Source organism: Streptomyces sp. NPDC102514, assembly GCF_055584525.1.
The window spans coordinates 1-21,830 of record NZ_JBVJLW010000003.1 but is presented as its reverse complement, the minus strand read 5'-3'; the positions used below and the strand labels follow the sequence as shown (position 1 = coordinate 21,830).

22 protein-coding genes and 2 pseudogenes are annotated in these 21,830 nt (G+C 69.2%); 14 read left to right on the top strand and 10 right to left on the bottom strand.

Annotation, left to right across the window (positions count from 1 at the left end):
• Positions 1-469: 469 nt before the first annotated feature.
• From ACZ60E_RS08335 to ACZ60E_RS08295, 9 genes are all read left to right on the top strand, one after another.
• Positions 470-1,387 carry a ribokinase gene (locus ACZ60E_RS08335; RefSeq protein ID WP_469439034.1) on the top strand — a complete coding sequence of 306 codons (918 nt, stop codon included), beginning with the start codon at positions 470-472 and terminating at the stop codon, positions 1,385-1,387.
• A complete protein-coding gene (locus ACZ60E_RS08330; protein ID WP_469439033.1) occupies positions 1,384-2,421 on the top strand; it encodes an ABC transporter permease in 1,038 nt (345 codons plus the stop codon). Before ACZ60E_RS08335 ends, ACZ60E_RS08330 begins: the two co-directional genes overlap by 4 nt.
• Positions 2,422-2,631: 210 nt before the next feature.
• Positions 2,632-3,657, top strand: coding sequence for a substrate-binding domain-containing protein (locus ACZ60E_RS08325; protein WP_385833827.1), 1,026 nt, complete (start codon positions 2,632-2,634; stop codon positions 3,655-3,657).
• Positions 3,657-5,207 carry a sugar ABC transporter ATP-binding protein gene (locus ACZ60E_RS08320; protein ID WP_469439032.1) on the top strand — a complete coding sequence of 517 codons (1,551 nt, stop codon included), beginning with the start codon at positions 3,657-3,659 and terminating at the stop codon, positions 5,205-5,207. Before ACZ60E_RS08325 ends, ACZ60E_RS08320 begins: the two co-directional genes overlap by 1 nt.
• Before the next feature lie 76 nt (positions 5,208-5,283).
• The gene (gene rbsD / locus ACZ60E_RS08315) at positions 5,284-5,739 is read left to right on the top strand and encodes a D-ribose pyranase (RefSeq protein ID WP_384808771.1); all 456 of its coding nucleotides are present in this window, start codon (positions 5,284-5,286) and stop codon (positions 5,737-5,739) included.
• Between the two features lie 116 nt (positions 5,740-5,855).
• Positions 5,856-6,569, top strand: a complete 714-nt coding sequence (gene deoC, locus ACZ60E_RS08310) for a deoxyribose-phosphate aldolase (protein WP_384808770.1) — start codon at positions 5,856-5,858, stop codon at positions 6,567-6,569.
• A gap of 109 nt (positions 6,570-6,678) precedes the next feature.
• Positions 6,679-7,437, top strand: a complete 759-nt coding sequence (locus ACZ60E_RS08305) for a GntR family transcriptional regulator (RefSeq protein ID WP_384808768.1) — start codon at positions 6,679-6,681, stop codon at positions 7,435-7,437.
• A 185-nt stretch (positions 7,438-7,622) separates the two neighbouring features.
• Positions 7,623-8,879: a DUF6357 family protein gene (locus ACZ60E_RS08300; protein WP_469439031.1), complete on the top strand. Its 1,257-nt coding sequence runs from the start codon at positions 7,623-7,625 to the stop codon at positions 8,877-8,879.
• 439 nt (positions 8,880-9,318) lie between these two features.
• On the top strand, positions 9,319-9,903 hold the full coding sequence (locus tag ACZ60E_RS08295) for a 3'-5' exonuclease (protein ID WP_469439030.1): 585 nt from the start codon (positions 9,319-9,321) through the stop codon (positions 9,901-9,903).
• 715 nt (positions 9,904-10,618) lie between these two features.
• Here the strand turns inward: ACZ60E_RS08295 and ACZ60E_RS08290 are convergent.
• The 5 genes and pseudogenes from ACZ60E_RS08290 to ACZ60E_RS08270 form a co-directional block, all read right to left on the bottom strand.
• Positions 10,619-11,005, bottom strand: coding sequence for a fic family toxin-antitoxin system, toxin component (locus ACZ60E_RS08290; protein WP_469439029.1), 387 nt, complete (start codon positions 11,003-11,005; stop codon positions 10,619-10,621).
• A complete protein-coding gene (locus ACZ60E_RS08285) occupies positions 11,002-11,301 on the bottom strand; it encodes a type II toxin -antitoxin system TacA 1-like antitoxin (protein WP_469439028.1) in 300 nt (99 codons plus the stop codon). The genes ACZ60E_RS08290 and ACZ60E_RS08285 overlap by 4 nt, the downstream gene beginning before the upstream one ends.
• Positions 11,302-11,433: 132 nt before the next feature.
• Entirely contained in the window at positions 11,434-11,808 is a 375-nt protein-coding gene (locus ACZ60E_RS08280; protein WP_469439027.1) for a hypothetical protein, read from the bottom strand.
• A gap of 37 nt (positions 11,809-11,845) precedes the next feature.
• A pseudogene (locus tag ACZ60E_RS08275) lies at positions 11,846-12,010 on the bottom strand (IS5/IS1182 family transposase); the annotation flags it as partial.
• Between the two features lie 94 nt (positions 12,011-12,104).
• A complete protein-coding gene (locus ACZ60E_RS08270) occupies positions 12,105-12,479 on the bottom strand; it encodes a hypothetical protein (protein ID WP_469439026.1) in 375 nt (124 codons plus the stop codon).
• A 351-nt stretch (positions 12,480-12,830) separates the two neighbouring features.
• On the opposite strand from ACZ60E_RS08270, the gene ACZ60E_RS08265 reads away from it, so the two are divergent.
• A complete protein-coding gene (locus tag ACZ60E_RS08265) occupies positions 12,831-13,172 on the top strand; it encodes a cyclic-phosphate processing receiver domain-containing protein (RefSeq protein ID WP_469439025.1) in 342 nt (113 codons plus the stop codon).
• 15 nt (positions 13,173-13,187) lie between these two features.
• On the opposite strand, the gene ACZ60E_RS08260 is transcribed toward ACZ60E_RS08265, so the two are convergent.
• From ACZ60E_RS08260 to ACZ60E_RS08245, 4 genes are all read right to left on the bottom strand, one after another.
• Positions 13,188-13,430 (bottom strand): hypothetical protein, encoded by a 243-nt coding sequence (locus tag ACZ60E_RS08260; RefSeq protein ID WP_469439024.1) that lies wholly within the window; start codon positions 13,428-13,430, stop codon positions 13,188-13,190.
• A gap of 672 nt (positions 13,431-14,102) precedes the next feature.
• Positions 14,103-15,017: a phosphatase PAP2 family protein gene (locus tag ACZ60E_RS08255; protein WP_469439023.1), complete on the bottom strand. Its 915-nt coding sequence runs from the start codon at positions 15,015-15,017 to the stop codon at positions 14,103-14,105.
• A 100-nt stretch (positions 15,018-15,117) separates the two neighbouring features.
• Entirely contained in the window at positions 15,118-16,071 is a 954-nt protein-coding gene (locus ACZ60E_RS08250; protein WP_469439022.1) for a hypothetical protein, read from the bottom strand.
• Positions 16,068-16,409, bottom strand: coding sequence for a PadR family transcriptional regulator (locus ACZ60E_RS08245; RefSeq protein WP_384808747.1), 342 nt, complete (start codon positions 16,407-16,409; stop codon positions 16,068-16,070). Before ACZ60E_RS08245 ends, ACZ60E_RS08250 begins: the two co-directional genes overlap by 4 nt.
• 466 nt (positions 16,410-16,875) lie before the next feature.
• On the opposite strand from ACZ60E_RS08245, the gene ACZ60E_RS08240 reads away from it, so the two are divergent.
• From ACZ60E_RS08240 to ACZ60E_RS08225, 4 genes are all read left to right on the top strand, one after another.
• A complete protein-coding gene (locus tag ACZ60E_RS08240) occupies positions 16,876-17,595 on the top strand; it encodes a GntR family transcriptional regulator (RefSeq protein ID WP_469439021.1) in 720 nt (239 codons plus the stop codon).
• The gene (locus ACZ60E_RS08235) at positions 17,592-18,605 is read left to right on the top strand and encodes an ADP-ribosylglycohydrolase family protein (RefSeq protein ID WP_469439020.1); all 1,014 of its coding nucleotides are present in this window, start codon (positions 17,592-17,594) and stop codon (positions 18,603-18,605) included. Before ACZ60E_RS08240 ends, ACZ60E_RS08235 begins: the two co-directional genes overlap by 4 nt.
• A gap of 78 nt (positions 18,606-18,683) precedes the next feature.
• Positions 18,684-20,168 (top strand): purine-cytosine permease family protein, encoded by a 1,485-nt coding sequence (locus ACZ60E_RS08230; protein WP_469439019.1) that lies wholly within the window; start codon positions 18,684-18,686, stop codon positions 20,166-20,168.
• Positions 20,165-21,130: a PfkB family carbohydrate kinase gene (locus tag ACZ60E_RS08225; protein ID WP_469439018.1), complete on the top strand. Its 966-nt coding sequence runs from the start codon at positions 20,165-20,167 to the stop codon at positions 21,128-21,130. The genes ACZ60E_RS08230 and ACZ60E_RS08225 overlap by 4 nt, the downstream gene beginning before the upstream one ends.
• Positions 21,131-21,454: 324 nt before the next feature.
• Here ACZ60E_RS08225 and ACZ60E_RS08220 read toward each other — a convergent pair.
• Positions 21,455-21,559 (bottom strand): annotated as a pseudogene (locus tag ACZ60E_RS08220) (electron transfer flavoprotein subunit alpha/FixB family protein); the annotation flags it as partial.
• Positions 21,560-21,830: the final 271 nt, after the last annotated feature.

The window sequence follows — 21,830 nt, the reverse complement described above, 5'->3', positions numbered from 1 at the left end:
GAAACCGTCTCCGCGCCGCGGCCGGTATCTCCGCCGCCCCCTCCGCATCCGCCGCGACACCCGGGCGGCCCTCGTCGCCCGCCGGGGCGCTGTCCGTCCGAGTCCGAGCCGCTGCCGGGGCCGTCGACCGCACCCACAGCTGTTCGCGGACGCCACACCACTTGCCGTCCTTTCCGGCAGCTGACTCCGGCGGATCCTCCTCGGGGGCGCTACGGCACGTGATCGCGCAGGCTCGCCTGAGACCCCGTCACCAGTCACCCGTACAAGGTGAGTTGAGCCCAGTACCGCCTCCGAGATCGGCGCGGCGGTCGCGCCGGATCCCGAGCCGTCGTGTTCCCGTTGCGCGCTATGGCGTGAAGTAGGCGGACGACGTCCGGAAAATCACTTCCCGCGCAACCGTTGACTATGGACATCCCTGTACCTACGCTCTCGCTTGTCCATGGTTGTCCATACACAAAGTGGTGTGTCGATGAAGATCGCGGTAGTCGGAAGTTACGGGGCCGGCCTGACCATGCGGGTCCCCAGGGCGCCCTCCGCGGGGGAGACGGTGTCCGGTGGGACCTTCGATCCCGGTCCCGGCGGCAAGGGCAGCAACCAGGCCGTCGCCGCCGCCCGGCTGGGTGCCGAGGTCGCACTCCTCACGGCTGTCGGTGACGACGACTTCGGCCGCGCGGCACGGGAGTTGTGGCGCACGGAGGGAGTCGGCGCCGAGCACGTGGTGACCGCACTGGCACCCACCATGGTCGGGTTCATCCTGGTCGAGCCGTCCGGGGAGAACCGCATCGCCATCGCTCCCGGCGCCCTCGACGAGCTGGACGCGGCGGCGGTGGAGAGCTTCCGCGCCGAGATCGCCGCCGCCGACGTCCTGGTCGTCTCGATGGAGATCCCGGAGGAGGCCGTGGCCGCGGCCCTGCGGACCGGCCGCGAGAGCGGCACCCGCACCCTCCTCAACCCCGCGCCGGCCCGGCCGCTGCCCGAGGAGTGCTGGCCGCTGATCGACGTGATCACCCCGAACCAGACGGAGGCGCCCGTCCTCCTCGGGCTCGGCGAGGAGCACGGACTCGGTGACGAGGACCTGGTCCGGGCCCTGCGGGAGCGTACGGGCGGGATCGCGGTGCTCACCCGGGGCGGCCAGGGAGCGCTCGTCGCCGAGGATTCGGGCGTCACCTCCGTGCCGCCGCATCCGCCGGCCGCCGTCGTCGACACCACCGGCGCGGGCGACTCGTTCACCGCTGCCCTGGCCGTCGCGCTGGCCGAAGGGCTGCCTGTCGCCCGGGCGGCCGCGTTCGCCGCGGTGGCGGGCGCCCACACCGTCTCCGTCGCGGGGGTCGTCCCCGCCCTGCCCACCAGAGACCAGCTCGACGCCCGGATCGGGAGAACCTCGTGACTCTGACCACCTCCACCTCACCCGCCCCGGCGGCGTCCCCGGGCCCGAAGTCCACCCGGCAGGCCCCCTCGGCGCTGCGCAGACTCCTGCACGCACGCGAAGCCGGTGTGTTCGCCGCACTGGTCATGCTCTTCCTGCTGGGCACGGTGCTCTCGCCGACCTTCGCCCAGTCCGACAACCTGCTCTCGGTCGGACAGCAGATCGCGCAGATCGGCATCATGGCCGTCGGCGTGACCTTCGTGATCCTCAACGGCGAGATCGACCTCTCCGTCGGATCCACCTACGCGCTGTCCGCCATCTCCACCGGCATGCTCATCTCGGACGGCTGGAGCTGGCCGGCCGCGATGTTCGTCGGACTCGCCGTCGGGGTGCTGGCCGGACTCGTCAACGGGCTGGCCGTCGTGGTCCTCGGGGTGCCCTCCTTCATCGTCACCCTGGGCACGCTCAGCGTCTTCCGCGGGATCGCCCTGCTCATCTCCGACGGCGCCCCGATCTCACTGAGTTCGTCGCGGCCCGGCGTGGCCGAGTTCAATCTCCTGGGCCAGGGACGGCTGTTCGGTGTCATACCGATGCAGTTCGTGTTCTTCGCCGCCGTCGCGGCCATCGGCGTGGTGCTGCTGGCCCGCTCCCGCTTCGGCTTCAACACCTATGCGGTGGGCGGCAACCAGGAGGCGGCGCGGCTGGTCGGCGTCAACGTCAAGCGGGTCAAGCTCACCGCGTTCGTGCTCTCCGGTTTCACCGCGGGCCTCGCGGGCGTCCTCGGTCTGTCCTTCCTCTCCTACGTGCAGGGCGTGACCGGCCAGGGCCTGGAGCTGACCGTCATCTCGGCCGTCATCATCGGCGGCGCCGCGCTCTTCGGCGGCTCGGGCACGATGTGGGGCACCGTCATCGGCGTCGCCTTCATCGGCCTGCTCCAGAACATCCTCAACATCAAGGGCATCTCGTCCTTCTGGCAGACCGTTGTCACGGGTCTGGTCATCGTCGCCGCCGTCGCGGCCGACACCTGGCAGCGCAAGCGCAAGAGCCGCGCCTGACCGGCACTGCCCCGCCCTATACCGGCATTGACCGGCACAGGCACCGCCCCGCACCGGCCCATGACGACACTCCGTTACGACACTCCGCGCACCCCACGCCGCACCGCGCGGGCAGTCCCGGCCGCCGAGCCGCGTCGCCGGTCGCCCGCGACCCCGTACACCCTCTTCCCCGGCCCTCGCCCCACCGACGGACACGACAAAGGAGTCACCATGTCCCCGCGTACTCTCCTCAGATCGCTCGCCGCCGCCACGGCTGCCGTCGCGGCGCTCGCCCTCACCGGTTGCGGTGCCGTCACCGCCGCCGACTCGGGTGGCTCCGGCGACGGCTCCTTCAAGCTCGCCCCGTACATCCAGCAGCGGGTCGACGACGACAAGCCGATGCGCATCAAGCTGAGCTACCACGACCCCTCGCTCGCCTTCGCCACCCCGATCTCCGCGGGCATGAAGCGCGCCGGCAAGGAACTGGGCGCCGATGTCGCCCTCATCGGCCCCACCGGCGGCGACGCGGCCAAGCAGGTCTCCGAGATACAGACCCTCATCCAGCAGAAGGCCGTGGACGGACTCGCCGTCTCCTCCGCCTCCAGCGACGCCCTGAAGCCGGTGATCAGCCAGGCCTACAAGGCCGGCATCCCGATCATCTCCTTCAACACCGACAACCCCGACTCGCAGCAGATGGGCTTCGTCGGCCAGGACCTCAAGGGCTCGGGCGAGGCCCAGGCCAAGGAACTGCGCAAGCAGCTCAAGGGCGACGTCGCGGGCAAGTCCGTCGTGGTGTTCTCCGTGGACACCGGCGCGGGCTGGTCGCACGACCGCTTCTCCGGATTCGAGGCCGGCATGAAGGGCAGCGGCCTGAAGATCGTCGGCCCCGTCAACGTGGGCAACGAACCCAACGCCGCCTACAACACCGTCGAGTCGACCATGTCCGGCCAGTCCGGGGTCGTCGCCGTCGCGGGCCTGGACTGCTGCTCCACCACCGCCGCCGCCAAGTGGGTCGCCCAGTCCAAGAACGCGGACGGCATCGCCATGGGCGGCTTCGACCTGCTGACCCAGACCGCCGAGTACGTCGACAAGGGCGTCCTGGACTTCACCATCAGCCAGAACCCGTCCGAGCAGGGCTTCCAGGCCGTGAAGGTGCTCCACACCTTCCTGACCAAGGGCACCGAGATCACCGGGGTCGACACCGGCGCCCAGTTCATCACCCGCGCCAACCTGGCCGACGCCACGGTGGAGGACTGATGTCCGCCGCCCCCCGCGATCTCCCCGCCGAGGCGGCCACTCCTTCCGGCCCCGCCGTCTCCGTCCGTGGCCTGTCCCGCAGTTTCGGCCCGGTGCGCGCCCTGCGCGACGTCTCCTTCGACGTCCCCGCAGGGGAGATCACCGCGCTGCTGGGGGAGAACGGCGCAGGCAAGTCGACCCTGCTGAAGATCCTGGCCGGCCTCCAGCCGCCCAGCGACGGTGGTGTCAGCGTCTTCGGCGAGGAGGTCACCTCCTTCGACCCCAGCACGATGCTCAGCCGCCACGGCGTGGCGATCGTCCCGCAGGAACTGTCGCTGCTGCCCGACCGCAGCGTGGCGGAGAACGTCCTCAGCGGGGTCGAACCGGGCAGCCGCTGGTTCCCCTCCCGCCGCCGGATGGCGGAGCGCACCGCCGAACTGCTCGCCGGACTCGACCTGGACCTCGACCCGAACGCCTCCGTACGCACCCTGGACCTCGCCACGCAGCAGCTCATCGTGGTGGCCCGGTCCGTCGCCCGGGGCTGCCGGGTGCTGATCCTGGACGAACCGACGGCGATGCTCACCCCCGCCGAGGCCGACCGCCTGTTCGCCCTGATGGACAAGCTCAAGGCCGCCGGCACGACCATGCTCTACGTCTCCCACCGCATGCCAGAGGTCTTCCGCCTCGCCGACCACATCCAGGTGCTGCGTGACGGCACGCACGTCGCCTCCTGGCGCAGCGCCGACACCACCCCCGAGCAGGCCGTCGCCGCGATGGTAGGCCGCGAACTGGGCCAGTTCACCCGCCGCGAACCGGCACCCGCCGACACCATGGGCGAACCCGTCCTGAAGGTACGGGAGTTGAGCGGACGCCGGCACACAGGCATCTCCTTCGACCTGCGCCCCGGCGAGATCCTCGGCGTGGCCGGACTGCCCGACTCCGGCCGGGTGGAACTGCTGCACAACCTCTTCGGCGGGCAGCGCGGCACCGGCGGCAGCGTGGAACTGCTCGGTCGCGCCTACGACCGGCGCAACCCGATCGCCAGCGTCGAACGCCGCCTCGCGTTCGTCCCCGGTGAGCGCCGCGCCCAGGGCCTGCTGACCACCATGAGCGTCGGCGAGAACGTCGGCGCGCTCACCACGAAGACCTTCAGCCGGCTCGGCCTGCTGCGCCGCGGCGCCTTCGATGCCGCCGCCGCCGAACAGGCCGGCCGGCTGAAGGTGAAGACGGCCACCATGGGCCAGCCCATCACCAGCCTGTCCGGCGGCAACCAGCAGAAGGCAGTCCTGGGCCGCTGGCTGGCCATCGACCCCGGCGTGCTCATCCTCGACGAGCCGACCCGAGGCGTCGACATCGGCGCCAAGGCCGAGATCTACGCCCGGCTGTTCGCCCTCGCCGAGGAGGGGCTGGCGATCCTCTGCTCCTCCTCCGACCTGCCCGAACTCCTCACCCTCACCGACCGGATCGCCGTCATGAGCGAGGGCCGCCTGGTGGACATCGTGGACACCGCGACGGCCACCGAGGAATCCGTCATGGCCCTGGCCACAGGAACGAAGCGGGCCGCCGCCTGACCGTCCCCTCCCCACCGGTGCCGGTGCCCGGCACCCCTGCCGGCCGGCCACCACGACCCGTGAAAGGGAACCCACCATGAAGCGCTCCGGCATCCTCAACGCCGAACTCAGCGGCGCCCTCGCCACCCTCGGCCACACCGATCTGCTGCTGGTCGTGGACGCGGGCTTCCCCGTGCCGCGCGAGGCGCACCGAGTCGACCTGGCTCTCGCCGAGAACCTGCCCGACCTGCGGACCGTGCTCGGCCTCATCGCCGACGAACTCGTCGTGGAGGGCGTGGTGCGGGCCGAGGACGTCCCCACCCACAACCCCCGCCTCGACTCCTGGCTGCTCGACCGCTTCCCCGGCGCCGAGTTCACCACCCGTTCGCACGCGGACGTACTCGGCGAACTCGCCCACCGGGCCAAGGTCGTCGTCCGCACCGGGGCGTTCGAGCCCTGGGGCAACATCGGCCTGTTCTGCGGGGTCGACGTGCCCCGCTGGTTCGGCGGCGAGGGCGTCGTCGTACCCGACCACTACGCGTCCAAGCTCTGAACCACCACGATCCGCTCCAAGCTCTGAACCACCACGATCCGCTCCAAGCTCCGACCCATCATGATCCGCACGGCCCGCCACCGGCCCCGCCGTATCCAATCCGAGGGAGATCCCCCGTGTCCGAAACCACCGTCGCCGACGCCGAACTCAGCCTGACCCCGGCCGAGATGGCGCCCTACATCCAGCACACCAGGATCGACCCGGACGCGACGCTCGACGAGATGGTCGCCCATGCCCGCGAGGCCGTCACGCACGGCTTCAACGCGGCCATGGTTCCGGCCTCCTGGCTGCCAGTCGTCGTCGCCGAACTGCGCGGCACCGGCGTCCAGGTCGCCTCCGCCCTGGACTTCCCGACCGTCGGTGTGATGACCAGCCCCGGCAAGGCCGCCGAAGCTGCCGAGATAGCCCGCCTCGGAGCCGACCAGATCGACATCGGCGTCCAGATCGGCTGGCTCAAGAGCGGACGTTACGACGACTTCCGCGAGGACATCGCGGGCGTCGTCCGCGCCTCCGGCCTGCCCGTCAAGGTCATGCTGGAGCTGCCCCTGCTGACCGACGCGGAGAAGGAGGCCGCCGTCGAGCTGTCCATGGAGGCGGGTGTCGCCTTCCTGAAGAACGCCAGCAGCGGGCAGATCGAGACGGCGAACCCGGCGAGCGTGGGCTACCTTGTCGAACGGGCGCGCGACGGGGTCCGGGTGAAGGCATCCGGCTCCATCAAGACGTACCGGCAGGGCCTGGCCCTTCTGCGGGCCGGAGCCTCTCTGCTCGGCACCAGTGCCGGTCTGTCGATCATCACCGACACCGGGGACGACTCGACGACCAGCTACTGACCTGCCCCGCACCCGTGCTCCGGCCGCACTCCGCGGCCGGAGCACGGGACCGCCCGTGCCGGAGCCGCAAGAGGCCTCCGGTGCAACCCGACAAGGAGATGCGACGACAGTGACGGCCGACGAACGGGGACTTCCGCACATCCAGCGTGATGTCCCCACGGCGATCCATGCCCAGATCTCGGAACACATCCGACTGCGGATCGCCGGCGGCGAGTGGCCTGCGCACTACCGCCTCAAGAGCGAGCCGGAGCTTGCCCAGGAGTTCGGCGTCAGCCGCGGCACCCTGCGACGCGCCCTGACCACGCTCATCGAGGAGGGCCTGCTGCGGCAGGTCCGAGGCCGCGGCACCTTCGTCACCTCGACGACCATCGAGCCCGCCATCGCCCAGAAACTCAGCACGCTCTCCGAGGACTTCGCCAGCCAGGGCATCGTCACCGCCACCACCGTGCGCGACTGCTCGCTGATCGTCCCGCCCCGGCCCGTCGCCGCTCTCCTGGACCTCGCTCCCAACACCCCCGTACTGAGGCTGCTCCGCGTGCGCAGCACCGACCAGGGCCCCGTCGCCCTGCTGTCCAACTTCGTGCGTACCGACCTCACACCCGGCATCGAGGAGGTGGACTTCACCTCCTCCAGCCTCTTCGGCGTCCTGGAGGGCACCTACGGCCTGAAGATCGCCACCGCACGCCGGACGTTCAGCGCGGAAGCCGCCACAGCAGAGGTCGCCGAAGCACTCTCGCTGGAGGAGGGCGCCCCCGTGCAGTACCTCCAGCAGGTCACCTACCTGGCCGACGACCGCCCGGTGGAGTACTCCGACGTCTGGATCCACAGCGGCCGACTCCGGGTCACCTCCCTCCTGGTACGCCGCTAGAACCCACCTGCCCCCGGCCCACCGCCCAGGACATGAACTCCCGTACGCACACACTCCGTTGACGTGACACGGCAGTACGGGACCGAGTGAAGCGGAACAGCCAGGCGGTCTGGCGCGGTGTTGTGCGAGCCCGGGCGGTGCCCCCTGATGCCGGCCGGTACACCGTTCCAGGAAAGACTGGGTCCATGAGCGACATCGTTTTCACGCGCATGAGCGGCTGGATCCCGAGCGTGATCCGCGAGGACGGCGGGCTGAAGCTGTCGCTGGGTGCCGGGGCCGACGCCAACCATGAGCCTCGCACGTTCACGTTCTCGATCGGCGAAGCCCACCTTGCGGTGATCCAGGAGGACCTGGCCAGACACCTGCTGCTGTGGAGTGCGGTTCTCCCGCTGTGCGACGCCGCCGGAACCCGGGGCCGGCTCGACGAGAACGCTGCTACCGCGCTCCTGGACCCGATCCTCCTCGCCGCGCCAGCGGACGTCGACGCGCTCTTCCAGCACATCCGATGGGACAGGAGCCGGCTCATCGCCCACGGGGCCGACATCGGTCTGCTGGAGCGCGGCCAGGTATACGCGGCGATGCGCACGGCGACAGAGACGTCGAACGGCAAACGAGCTCAGGAGTACCACGCGAACCGCCGTCGGGCCGAGCGCGGAACGGTGCTCGGCTCGCTCGACGCCGCGATTCTGAGGTACACGGGCCAGTATCTACACGGCTCGACGGTTCCGAAACGAAAGCCCGATGCCGTCGACCACGCGCTGCTGCCCGAGGTCATGCGGGTGATTGCCACCGCGGAGCAGGCGTGCGCCGGGATGCGGATCAGCCGCGATCCGCGAAGGGGAAAGCGTGCCACGGACAAACGCGACTGGGAACGGATGCAGACGACGGTCGAAGTGGCCGTGCGCCATGCACACCCCGATCTCGTCGATGACGCGGTGCGTACTGTGAGCTTCCTGATGTGCTCGGAGGCCGCGGACCGCTCCAGAAACACCCCCATGGAGGAGGAGACCGCTGGCCACCGCGCCGACTCCGGCGGAAATGCGAGCAAGACGGCCCTGTCGTTCACCGACGACAAGGGCATCGAGAAGAAGTGGCTACGCGACAGTCCCCGCAGCGCCGCCGCGGAGTTCTGGGAGTTCGTCGCGGACCGCTCTGCCGCGGACAACGAAGTGTTCACCATCGAGGACGAGGAGCTGGGCGAAGGGATCCAGCTCCACTTCTACGCGGACTCCATCGCCCGGATCACGACGCTGCGCGCGGGCGAGGGCGGATCGGATCCGCAGTACGGGGTCGAGTACGGCCTGGTCGACGGGATCAGCGAGTACCGCAACTTGGTGAGCGCCTTCGTCCACGGCGGCTACGCCGCACTCGAACAACACGGTCCCTGGATATCGGACGTAACCGAGTTCGAGCGCGCACGCCGCCGACGCGACACCCGCTAGTCCCAACGGAAGCCCGCGCAGGCGCCGCCGCAGGACACCCCTCCGACCCGCGCACCGCTGCCCGCCCGCAGCCGCCAACGGCGCCGCGACAGCACACTGCCGTCGCCCCGGGGGAGGAGCACCTGCTGGAGCTGGCCGCCGAGCACGGCTCGCTCGTGGCCGCCATTGTGCTGGCTACCGCCAAGGGGGCACCGACGGCTACGCGAGGGTGCTGCAGCGCCTCGTCGTCGGCGCCGACCCGGCCGTCGTCTGGACCACGGGCATCCCACGCATCCCCGCCGCCTTGGCCGGACCGGAACTGTGCACGTTCTTCCTCCGGCCGCGGTCCTCGCCGCGCGTAGCCCCGGCGCCCTTTGCCGGATGCCCCACGACCCTGGGGCCGTTCTGCAGCCGCGAAAACGAGGTGTGCCCGCCGCTGTGCCTCCCTACGCTTCCCGGCATGGACAGCTCTCGGGCAGAAGGCCTACTCAACGTCGTGGATGTCGAAGCAACCTGCTGGGCCGACTCCCAGCCGCCGGGTGAGGTCAGCGAGATCATCGAGATCGGGCTGACAGTCGTCGACCTGCACGCCGGCGAGCGCCTCGCCCGCCACCGGATCCTGGTGAGGCCCGCCCGGTCCATGGTCAGCGAGTTCTGCACGGAACTGACCGGCCTCACTCAGCACGAGGTCGAGCAAGGAGTCACTTTCGCCGAAGCCTGCCGGCTCCTGGCGACCGAGCACCGCGCAGGTGTGAGGCCGTGGGCCAGTTGGGGCGACTACGACCGCCACCAGTTCACACGGCAGTGTCAGGCCACGGGGACGCCCTACCCCTTCGGACACCGTCATACCAACGCCAAGGCGGTCTTCACCACGGCACACGGTCTGCGGAAGCGTCCCGGCATGGCACGGGCCCTGGAGCTCGCCGGGCGGCGGCTCGAAGGCCGTCACCACCGAGGCGAGGACGACGCCTGGAACATCGCGGCCCTCGTGCTTCACCTCTCGGAACGGGGCGCCTGGTCAACCGCAGCAGAACACCCCGCCTGACGCACCCACCCGGCTTGAAGGCCGTCCTGCCATGGTCGTATCACCGCAGCTCAGCGGCGCGCCTTGCGTCACCAGGCTTGAAAGGTCATTGTCTGCAGGCCCAGAGCCGACGAGTCTTTCGTTCTGCACTCACCTGCGGTCCTCGCCCCGACGAAGGGTGAGTCGTGAGGTGGGCCGCCTCAGCCGTTTCGGGCCCGCCGCCATGCAGGAAACGCGCGACGGGGTGGACAGGGTCTGGGCGGTGCCGAACGCCGACGTGAGACCGGCTGAAAGGCCGGTGCGGTGATACTTTTCCGGCCCTCGCAGCGGCGCGTTGTGTCCCTCAGGAGGTACACCACGCTGGCAGATGTCGTGCTGAACAGACAGCGATGTCGCGTACGAGCGACATCCGCTTGCGCTATCGATGGTGAGAAATGGGCGTCTGGCCCGGGCCATCAGCTCCGGTCCTGACGCCGCGCCGACACCCGGGTTCCCTGACCCCTGCTGGCCGCAAACCGACGCGCCCCAGGGCAAACTGCTGCAGGGCATGCCCGCGGACGCGAGGGCCGGCCCCCATGCATGCCAGCACCGCGCCATCAAAACTGCAAACTCCCTGCAGTACCTCCGACGGCAGCCTTCTTGCGACGCCGAGCACCGATGGCACAGCCCTTCTCTTCACCACCGCCTCGGTGAAGATCGACCAGTGAACGGCGAGAAGGCCCAAGGCGCCAACGGGTCAGGAAACGTTCCACGCGCGCAATTGACGGCCGACCAGGCCAACCCCCATCGCACCGGAAGCCGCGTCCCGTACCAGGGAGACCGCCTCCTTCGGCGGATACTCTAGACGGCACCCGTTCAGCACCAGATACGCCTCTGCGCAGTGCCACGCGAACGCCTCGTTGGAGTGCTCCAGACACGGCAGCCGCGCCAGCGTCTGCAACAGCGCCGCCGCCTTGAGATACAGCGACCCATAGACGTCGCGCTCCATGGCCCGGGCATTGACCCGAGCGACCGCCGCGTACAGAGGGCCGTAATCGTCCACCTGCGGATCACCAGGAAGCAACTCGGCAGCATGCAGCAGGAAAGCCACATCAAGAGGGTGAAGCGGTTCGTGCTGCGTCACGCGGCGTGGCCCCGCTCCTGCTGCTCCTCAAGATCATGCCGCGCGGCGAGCTCCGCAGCGCGACGCTCCCCGTTGGCGTCGGCCACGCCGGCCGCTTCGGCGAAGGCGTCGCCACTGCGGGCCATCGACTCGCCGAAGGCGTCGAGGAAGTGCATCTCTACCGCGGTGGCACGGGCGTAGGCAGCGGACAGGATGTACTCCTGCAAGCTGACGCCCTCCTGCCGTGCTGCGGCCTCGATCGCGGCGCGCTGGGCCGGATCGGGAAAACGTAGGTTCATCGCTTTGGGCTGAGACATGGTACCGATGGTATCGCCGGTACCATCGATGTGGCCACCCCGTGAAGCGGCGCAGGAGTGCCTGTGACCGGAGGATTCAGGCGGGAACGGCGCCGTGAGCGGTTCCGATGGCCGAAAGGGCGGGATGGTCCATTACACGGTGACGGTCACGGCGAGGCAATCCGTGTGTGGAGAGGACGGGCGTACCGGGAGAGGGGAGACAGACTCTGTCGTGAGGACAATTAAACGGCGGAGTCGTTGGTAGCAGTGGATCTCCTCCGACTTGGCCAGTAGTGGCACGACTTGGTCGAGATCGTTGATGCAGCCTCGTAGGAGCCGTTGACGGTCTGCATCGAGGGAGCCGCCGCTGCTTCGCCAGGTGGACACGCACCCAGCGATGTCCGCATCGAGCATCACCAGGTCGATGCCAGCTCGCTCCGCAGCGCGCAATGCCGTGGGAAATGGCGCGGCCAGGTGCTCGTCCCAGAGCTCGCCGACGACGTCCAATGCTTGATTCGATACGTCCATGGCCACATCCTTCAGCAGACTGTCTGGCCATGGCTGTTCACCGATGGAGTCGGCGACAGCAGACGAGGAACGCGGCAAGCCCGACGAAGGCAAGGAAGTACTCGGACTTGCGCTCGAAGCGGCAGTGCGGACGGCGGCAGCCGTTCAGCCAGGACATCGTGCGCCCGATTACCCAACGGCGCCGGCCAAGTCGGTCGGAGGCTTAAATCCCGCCAGCATGTTCCCGAGCCGGGGCCCGGGGATGCCTGCATCACCGGGCCCTTCGAGACGCACGACTACGGTTGCGCTGTATTGCATCAGTCGGCTTCGCGGTCCTCCAGATGCTTGACCAGGCGGTAGCCGCTGGTCAAGCTGAGGTCCATCCGTTCGCGCAGCACTTTGACGGCTTTCACGCTGTCGCCCTCGGCGAGCAGAGAGCCCAACTCGCGCATCAGCTCCGGGTCCAGCGCCTCCAGGTTTTCCAGAGCCTGGGGGTAGCCGACAGGCAGAGCCTTGCCGGAGCGAAGCAGTTGAAGTGCAGTCTGCGCCTCAGTCAGGCCGAGATCGGTTGCCTTGCGCAGGCACTTCACGGCCTTGGCCTCCCGCCCGTCCGCCACGAAGGCAAGGGCTTCTTGTTGAACCTCTGCGGTCACCGGCGTGACCAGCGCGATCTCCTGTTTACTGCCCGTCATTCTGTGCCCTCCAGACCTCCCCGTAGACCGAACTACCTGTTACCCGCTGTGATGTCGGTGAAGCCAGCGAACGCCATGCTACTGACCACCGCTTTGAGGTACTGGCTGCCAGCACCGGCTAGAAAGGGACGGCGGGACGGGGCAGGCGGCGTGCCTCGGGAACCAGGGCGCCGGCTTGGCGGTTGCGCGTCAGTTTCGCCTCAGCGCCGCAGGTGCCGGACACAGCTGCGAGCGGGCGTGGTGGTGGCGGTTGGACGCGCGTCAGCGACACGAGATGCTGAGTGTCTGCTCATTGAGAGAGACGCTGGTGTGCCCGCTGGCACACCGCTGCCTTCAGGGGATGATGGTCGGGTGCAGCGGCCTTCTCCTGAACCAGCACCGATCATTCTCGCCATTGACGACCTCAGGGCGTTGCCCAGAGCGACACGCCTCGCCCGCACGAGCCGCGAAGGAGTTCAACTTCTCCAAGAACACCGGGAGATCTTCATCGACGAGCTCTGGCTCGACCATGATCTCGGCGGGGATGACAGCATCATGCCGGTGGTGACCCTCCTGGAGGAGGCCGCCTTTCATGGACTGCCGTTCCAGATCGGCATTGTCTACGTGCACAGCGCCAACCCCATCGGGGCCGAAACTGTTGTGCGATGCCTTGCACATTGGAAGTACCACGTTCGAAGAGCAGTCGCCCAATGAGTAGTTGGTGCCGTATCAGGCAACGTCAGCCCAGTTGACGGCGGCGCGTAGGTGTCGGTCGTCGGCATGGAGCTTGTCCTTGGCCAGGTCCAGGGTGGCGAACAAGTGCCGTGCTCCGCCGCAGCCGTTGGAGGTCGCCCGCCGCCCACGGCGCGGTTCGCGGCGCGACCCACGGCCGGAATCCTTGTGCTTGCAGCCGCGCTCGGCCAACTGCTTCCCGGGGCGGGGCGGGAGGTGGAGCGGGCCGAACTCGTCCACGCAGAAGATGACATCGGGCTCGCTCTCCTCGGGCGGAACCGCCCTGTCGGCGATCGCGCAGAGGTGCTCGACGCGGGCCTACTTGGCCGCGTAGTCCGGGTCGCGGGAGATCTTCCAGGACTTCCGCCGGTGAGAGGAGACGCCTCGCGTACGGAGCAGGATGCGCGGGCCCCGTGGCTGATGTCGTCGATGACCCCCTCTGCGACCAGGAAGTCCGCCCTGCGACCGGGAAGTCCGCCAGCCTGGACGGACTCCAGGTGGAAAGGAGGAGTTCGTGCTCAGTCGCCTTGGACTTCGCGATCTTCTTGATCTCGGGGCGCTCAGGCAGCGTGAACGTCCTGACCCGCCCGCCCTTGTATCTCGGGTACAGCGAGTCGAAGTCGCCGAAGTTGAAGTGAGGGATCACACCGCGGACCCGGTCGTCGTGGGTGACCGACACTTCGGCGATCTTCGCCAGGGGCATCCCGGCACGAACAGCAGAACCATCTGGGCCGCCGCCAGATCACCGGGTGCCGCGCCAGGCGGCACCGGCCTGCTGACCGGACGACGGGAAGACACGCCGGGCAGTAGCGCATCCCCGTTCGGGCGTCCACGGCTTCTACGACTGGCCGGTGGCGTCGAACCGCCGCTTTGCCAGCATGCACCGGTTCCAGCCCGGAGCCGACCATCTGGTCAGTCCAGGTCGGGGCGTGTGCGGCATCCGGTGTGCGCGGGCCGCCCGACTGCGGCGTACCAGACCAGGGCCGCACATATGAAGGCCGTCGCCGCGGAGACCAGTGACCTCGTGAGGGTGTCGTTCCGTGCGCCGGAAACGAGGGCGACGGCCAGTGCCAGCGTCAGGGTGATGACGGGCAGCGCACGGGGGGTCTGCGCGGCGCCCGGTACGGCGGCGGGCGGCAGTAGCCAGGTCGCGAGGCCGTAACAGGTACAGGCCAACAGCGTGGCTCCCAGGACTTCGCTGGGCCGGTGGCCGCCCATGGTCGTGCTGTAGGCGGCGATGCAGGCGAGCCACAGCACACCGGCCGAGGCGGCGTAGGGGCGGACGCGGGGGGAGACCACGAGGACGGCGGCGAGGGTCAGCGCGGCGGGGATGGTCGTGTGCCCGCTGGGGAAGCCCTGATCAAGGAGATTCTCGGGCGCGCCCACCAGGTCGGGGCGGGGCAGGATGGTCGACTTGAGGACCTCCTTGCCTCCGGTCGTGAGGATGACGACCCCGAGCGCCGCGTACCCCTGCCGCCAGCACCGCCGTACCAGGGTGAGGACCACGATGACGGCCAGGCCCGCCATCAGGGTGGGCTTGGCGCTTAGTTCCATCGGCGGCAGGGGTGTTGAGCCGTAGGCCGCTCCTGACAGGGGGTAGATCCATGCAGCTTCGGGATCCCCTTTGCCGAGATCGAACAGGGCGTTCTCGGCTCGCTGCCCCCACGGGGTGCAGACAGCGAGCAGGTAGACCGTCAGGAATCCCAGGGTGTACAGCAGAGCCGGCATCCACGACCGTGTCGTACGCGACAGGCTGGGGGTCTCGGGGGCCTGCCTTGAGGCCCTCGGACGGTGCGCGGGCATGATCGGGGAATCGTGCTGGGTCATCGCTCTGTTTCTTCCGTTGGGGGAGTTCGGTCACGCACGTCCTGCGGGATGCGGCATGCGGTGGGCCGCCGGGCTCTGCCGGTCCACCGGGGGGCCGCTCCTATTCGGCGGGTGCCTGCACCTGTCGGCGCCGGGCGGTGATCGCCAGGGCGGGGAGGGGAGCGATCAGCAGGAGGAGGACGACGAGGTCTGGAAAGGACTGCATGAACGCGTCCGGCTGGACGACGATCGCCTGTGTGCGGACGATCGCGATCGCCGCGACGGGGATTAGCCACCGTTGGTCGCCGGTGGCAGCCGTCGCCACCCACGCGGCGATCAGCGCGGCGACTTCGAGGACGAACAGGCCGCGCTGAAAAGCCGGACTGACGGAGATGACGTGCAGGCTCCCGGCAACGAACATGGCGAGTACGACGGGGACCAGCCAGCGGTAGGAGCGGCGTCGCAGGCGGCCGGGACGGCAGAGCGCCAGCACGGCGCACGCGGTACACAGTGTTCCCGAGAGCACCAGGTCATGGGCGGTTATCGGGGCGCCGAGACCGTAGTAGCTCAGGCCCGACTTGCCCTCGTCGCCGAAGACCGTGTTGCTGTTGAACGTGGCACCGGCGTAGATCATCACCGTTGCGGCCGGCAGTGCGATCCAGGCCCTGCCGCGCAGCAGGGCGATCAGGCAGACCAGTGGAAGCAGCCCGTAGGGCAGCAGTCGTGTCCGGCCGGCAGGACCTTGCGCCCACGGGTACCAGCCGGAGAAGGGGAACGCGATGGCATTCTGGCCGGGATCGATGTGCAGGGCCCAGTGCCACACATCCTGCAGGTACGGAACCAGCGCCAGCGCGGCGAGGACGAGAGCGGTCAGATGGATGCCGTCCAGCCACCACGGCCGGGCCGTGTCGTCGGCGACGGCGCGGGCCTGCACCCCGGCGCGCGCCAGGGCGGCAACTTCCCGCGGCGGGGGCCAGGAGCGGCCGGGATACGCCTCGGACAGGCAGGCCAGCATCTCCTTTCCCTGCCGGGAACGGTAGGGCTCGGGGTAGGCCGCGAGCAGCAGACGGTTCATGCGGGGGCCGTCCCGGTGTTCCGCGAGCGTCCGATGACGACGGCCGCTGCCCGCTGCATCCTGAGCGCCTCCCGGCCGAGCGCCTCGGTGCCGTCCTCGGTGAGCCGGTAGTAGCGCCGCGCCCGTCCGTCCACGATCTCCTCATGGCTGGCGGCCACCAGCCCGGCCCGCTCCATCCGCTCCAGCGCGCCGTAGAGCGTGCCGACAGCGATCCGGAGCCGCCCGTCGGTGGCCTGCTCGGCAGCCTTGATGATGCCGTAACCGTGCAACGGACCGTCCATGAGTGCGGCAAGGATGAAGTACTGCGGTTCCGTCAAGGGCGGATTCTGTCTGGTCATGCATCGAGCATATATCGAGCTGCAAAATATATCCGCCAGCTCTAGGTGATCGGCGGAAGTACCTCGACGCCCGCGGCAAGCGTCACCTCCTCCTGACTGGCGGGCGCGACGGTGACCTCCTGGACGCATCCGTGCGGCGCCGGGCGATGCGCGCTGCGACCTGGCAGTTTGCCCATGCCTAGTGGTGATCCGATCGTGAATCGGCGCCAGCGCCTGATGCCCTGGACGCGCACACGGCGCCTTGTAGGCGACGGTCGAGCCCAGCGAGTGCGCGACCGCGACCCATGCGTCTTCGCCGATCCGGTCGGTGACCCGGGCCAGGATTGCGGCGTGCTGGTCGGGGCCAACGAGGTAACGGCTGACCTGCTTGAGGTCGAGGGTCCGGCTCAACTTCCGTTGCGGGAGTTCCGGCTCGGTTTTTGGACAGGTGTAGACAGGTCGGGTGGGTCAGGTCTAGGTTCCAGACATGCCTGGACAGGTTTATAAGCATCATCGTGTCGCTCATGTGCTGGCTGAGGAGATCCGAGCGGGGGTACATGCCGACGGCAGCAAGCTGCCCGGCGAACACGCGCTCCGAGAGCGGTTCGGAGTGAGCCGTACGACCGTGCGGCAGGCTCTCAACGTCCTCGGCGAGCAGGGACTCATCGAGACGCACGCCGGTATCGGGTCGCTCGTCACCTTCGACGGCACGCCCCTTGACCAGCGGCTCGGCTGGACCCGCGCACTTGCCGCACAGGGCACCGAACTGACGACCGAGACCCTGCGCTTCGAGCGCATACGGGATGAGGCTCTGGCCGGAGAGCTGAGCTTGCAGTCACCCCGGTTCATCGCTCTCGACCGTGTCCGCCGGCTGGTCGGCGGACACGGTGTCTCGCTGGAGTTCAGCCGCGTACCCGCCGTCGCGGCCCTCCTCGACCTGCCGGAGCGCGGACTCGACGACGACTCCCTGAGCCGCACCCTCGCCGCCGCGGGGCGTGTTCCCGACTCCGGCGAGGCGCACATCTCCGTCGTCGGACTCACCACGGACGAGGCCACGATCCTGCACCGCTCGCCGGAAGAGTCCTTCCTCCGCGTCGCCCAGGTGTTCCGGGGCGCGGACGGGGACGTCGTCGAGCAGGTCACCAGCCTGCTCGATCCGTCCAGGTTCCAACTGCACGTACGGACTGGCCGAGGAGCCCACCTGTGACCTCCACACCCGACCCCGCCGTGCTCGACCGCGCCCTCGGCGCCTTCTACGGGCTTGCGCTGGGCGACGCCCTCGGGATGCCGACGCAGGTCATGTCCCGCGCCGATGTCGTACGGGTCTACGGCACGCTGAGTGGCTTCGAGCCCGCGCGACCCGACAACCCGGTGAGCGCCGGAATGCCGGCCGGGTCCATCACGGACGACACCGAACAGGCGGTGATCGTGGCGCGGCTCCTGGTCGAAGGCGGCGGTCACGTCGATCCTCTGCGGTTCGCGGAGGAACTCCTGTCCTGGGAGAAGGAGATGAAGGCCAAGGGGTCGTTCGACCTGCTCGGTCCGTCGACGAAAGCGGCCCTGGACGCGGTGACACGCGGCGTCGCCCTCACCGAGGCCGGCAAGCACGGCACGACGAACGGCGCCGCGATGCGGGTGACGCCGGTCGGTATCGCGTTCGGCGTCAACGACACGGAACGGTTCCTGGACCGGGTCGTCGAGTCCTGCCAGGTCACGCACGACACGACCATCGGGATCGCGGGAGCGTCTGCTGTGGCCGCAGCCGTCTCCACCGGCATGGCCGGCGGCTCGATCGACGACGTCTTCGACGCCGCGGTCGCGATGTCGGCGGCCGGTGCCAGGCGCGGGCACTGGACAGCGGGCGCCAGCATCTCGGCGCGTATCGGCTGGGCACGCGACCTCGTGGCAGACCTGGACACAGCGACGGCGCTCGACCGGATCGACTCGCTCATCGGCACCAGCGTGGCCAGTCAGGAGTCGATCCCGGCCGCGTTCGCGGTGCTGGCGCTCACGAACGGTGACCCGTGGCGCTCCGCGCTGCTGGCCGCGAATCTCGGCGGTGACAGCGACACGATCGGTGCCATCGCGGGTGCGATCGCCGGAGCCATGGGAGGGCTCGGTGCCCTGCCCGTCGACGCTGTTCACACCCTGCGAGAGGTCAACGATCTCGAACTGGAGCCTCTGACCAGGCAGTTGCTCACCTACCGCACTCGCTGAAGTTCCCCGCCTCTTTGGTTTCCCCTGTTTTTTCCTCTGTTTTCCCTCTGTACCGAGCACAGGCAAGGAGGTCCCGCGATGGCCGCTTCAACGAAGAACGACCGCGTCGGCACCGTGGAGACCCGTGGGATCGAACCGGTCCCGGACAGCGAGCGGCGCGGTCACGCGAGCCAGATGTTCTGGACGTGGTTCGCCGCCAACATCTCACTGCTCGGGCTGCCGCTCGGCGCGACTCTCGTCGCCTTCCGCGGCCTGAACATCTGGCAGGCCGTTCTCGTCGCGGTCGCCGGTTCGGTGGGCTCGTTCGCGCTGGTGGGTGCGTTGAGCATCGCGGGCAAGAAGGGCGGCGCCCCAGCCCTGACGCTGTCCCGTGCGGTGTTCGGGCAGCGTGGCAACCACGGGCCGACCCTGGTGACCTGGCTGAGCCGGGTCGGCTGGGAGACGATCACCACCACCACAGCGGCGTACGCGCTGCTCGCCCTGCTCAACACAATCTTCGGCGTCGAGCGCGGCACGGTCCTCACCCTGCTGTGCCTCCTGGTCTTCATCACCTGCACGCTGATGATCAGCGGGCTCGGGCATGCCACCATCATGTGGATCAACAAGTGGGCGACCGTGGTCTTCGGAATCCTCAACCTCGTGGTGATGGGCTTCCTTGTGGCGACCGTCGACTGGTCGAAGGTGCTCGACCACCCGGCCGGTCCTGCCAGCGGCGTCATCGCAGGCATCGGATTCATCGCGGCGGGCACCGGCATCGGATGGGCCAACGCCGGTGCTGACTACGCCCGTTACCTGCCGCAGGCGATCCCGGGCATACGGCTCGTGCGCGCCTCGGCGTTCGGTGCCGGCATTCCCCTCGTCCTGCTGATCTCCCTGGGCTCGCTCCTCACGGCCGGTGATCCCGCACTCGCCACCTCCGCCGATCCGGTCGCGGCGGTCAACGCGATGTTGCCGTCTTGGATGGCTGTGCCGTATCTGATTGCGGCGTTCGGTGGGCTGCTGATGTCCAATCACCTCTCCACCTATTCGGCCGGGCTGACGATGATCACGCTCGGTATCCGGGTACCGCGTGCGTGGGCGGTCGTTCTGGACGTGATCCTGATGTTCCTCGGCGGCATCTACTTCATGCTCGTCGCAGACGACTTCTACGGCCCGTTCAGCACCTTCCTGACGCTGCTCGCCGTACCGATCTCCGCCTGGATCGGTGTCATCGCCGTCGACATGATCCGGGGCCGGCAGTACGACCCCGCCGGCCTGATGGACACGGGGCGCGGCAGCCGCTACTGGTACACCGGCGGGTTCAATCTGCCCGCCGTCTTCGCCTGGCTGGCCGCGATCGCCGCCGGGCTTACCTTCACCAGGGCCGCGACCGGCGCCGACGACGTGTGGTTCGCGGGGCCGTTGGCCGGTTCCTGGCTCGGCACGAACGGCCTCGGATGGCTCATCGCGATCGTCACAGCCGGCGCGGTCTACCTGCTGCTCGGGCGGCGCCCACCTCTGAGCGCCGAATCAGCCCCCGACTCCGCCCCCGGTCCCACCACGTTCGAGGAGGCCACCCGATGAACGACGACTACCGCGTCGTCCTGGCGGGGAACGTCATCGTCGACCTCGTCATCGAGGTGCCCGGCCTGCCCGAGCGCGGGGGCGATGTCATCGGAACCCGCACCGAGCTGTGCGCGGGCGGTGGCTTCAACACACTCACCGCGGCGCGCCGGCTCGGCGCCGAGGCCGTCTACGCAGGGCTCCACGGCACCGGCCCCTACGGAGAGCTGGTGCGTTCCTCACTCATGGCGGAAGGGATCGGACTGGTCCTTCCGGCACGCTCGGACGGTGACACTGGGTTCTGTGTGGCGCTCGTCGACGGAGGAGGCGAGAGGACCTTTGTGACGAGTTTCGGCGTCGACGCACGGATGACGGCGGATGAGACGGTGACGATCGCCGCGTCCGTGCGGGGCCGCGATCTGGTGCAGGTCTCCGGCTACAGCCTGGTGATGGAGGTGAACGGCCCTCTGCTGTCCCGCATGGTCGCAAACCTCGCGGAGGACGTACGGGTCTGTCTGGACCCCGCGCCGCTGGTGGCGGACATCCCGGCCGGGGTACTGAACCCGGTACTGGCCCGGGCCGACTGGCTGAGCTGCAATGCGCGGGAGGCCCGGCTGATGACGGGGGTGGCGGAGCCGCGGGAAGCGGCACGGGTGCTGCGCGGGCGTATGCGGAGCGGGGCCGGGATCGTCGTACGGGCCGACAAGGACGGCTGCTGGCTGTCGGCACCGGGTTCTCATGACATCGTGCACGTCCCCGGGTTTCGGGTGAACGCGGTCGACAGCAACGGGGCCGGGGACGCGCATGTGGGCGCGTTCCTGGCGCTGCTGGGGCGGGGAGCTTCTGCCTGCGACGCGGCGCGCGGAGCGAACGCGGCAGCGGCTTTGGCGGTGACACGGCGGGGCCCTGCGACCGGGCCGACCTCGGGCGAACTGGCCGCGCTGCTGGGCGAGGAGACATCGAGTGCGCTGGGACTGAGCTGACGGACCTCTCCTGCCGGCGCAAGGCCGCGGCCGCGAGGGCGGCCCGCCAGACAGTCGGCGCGCAGGTTGCCGCCCGGATGGGCACGGTTCACCGTGACTGGGACGGCACGGTGATGTCCCCAGACGTGCGAAGGCTACGTTGCCGGACTGTCTCTCCGAGCCTCCACGATCTGGATCAACGACCCACGACGAACCATCCTCTGGGCACGGCAGAATACGGCCCCCAGCACCGGCTCGCTCAGCGCGGCGTAGGCCACGGTTCGAGGAAGATGGAAGAAGGCGGGCACGCCGATCTGGACGAGCTTGCCCGGCGCCGATTCAGGGTCAGCCCCGGCGGGTCTTGATCTCCTCGGTGAGTTGCGGGACGACCTCGAAGAGGTTGCCGACCACGCAGTAGCCGACCAGGTCGAAGATCGAGGCTTCGGCAGGTGACTGCCATCCAGCGCCGGGCGCTTCGGTGGCGGAGCCGGCGCTCCGCCCCGTGCGTCGCCTGGACGCCGTGCGTGGGGGCGTACGGCGTTCCGCCGTGGCCGGCGCGCTCGTCGGCTTGCTGGCTGCAGCGTTCCGCCGGACTGTCCCTGATCGTCGCGCACTCCGGCGCGCATGCCCGCTTACGCAAGCCGGCCGGCACGTCGATATCGGTGAACCCGCGCGCCACGAGTACCGTTTCGGTCTCGTCCTGTGAGTCGTCCTGTCCGCC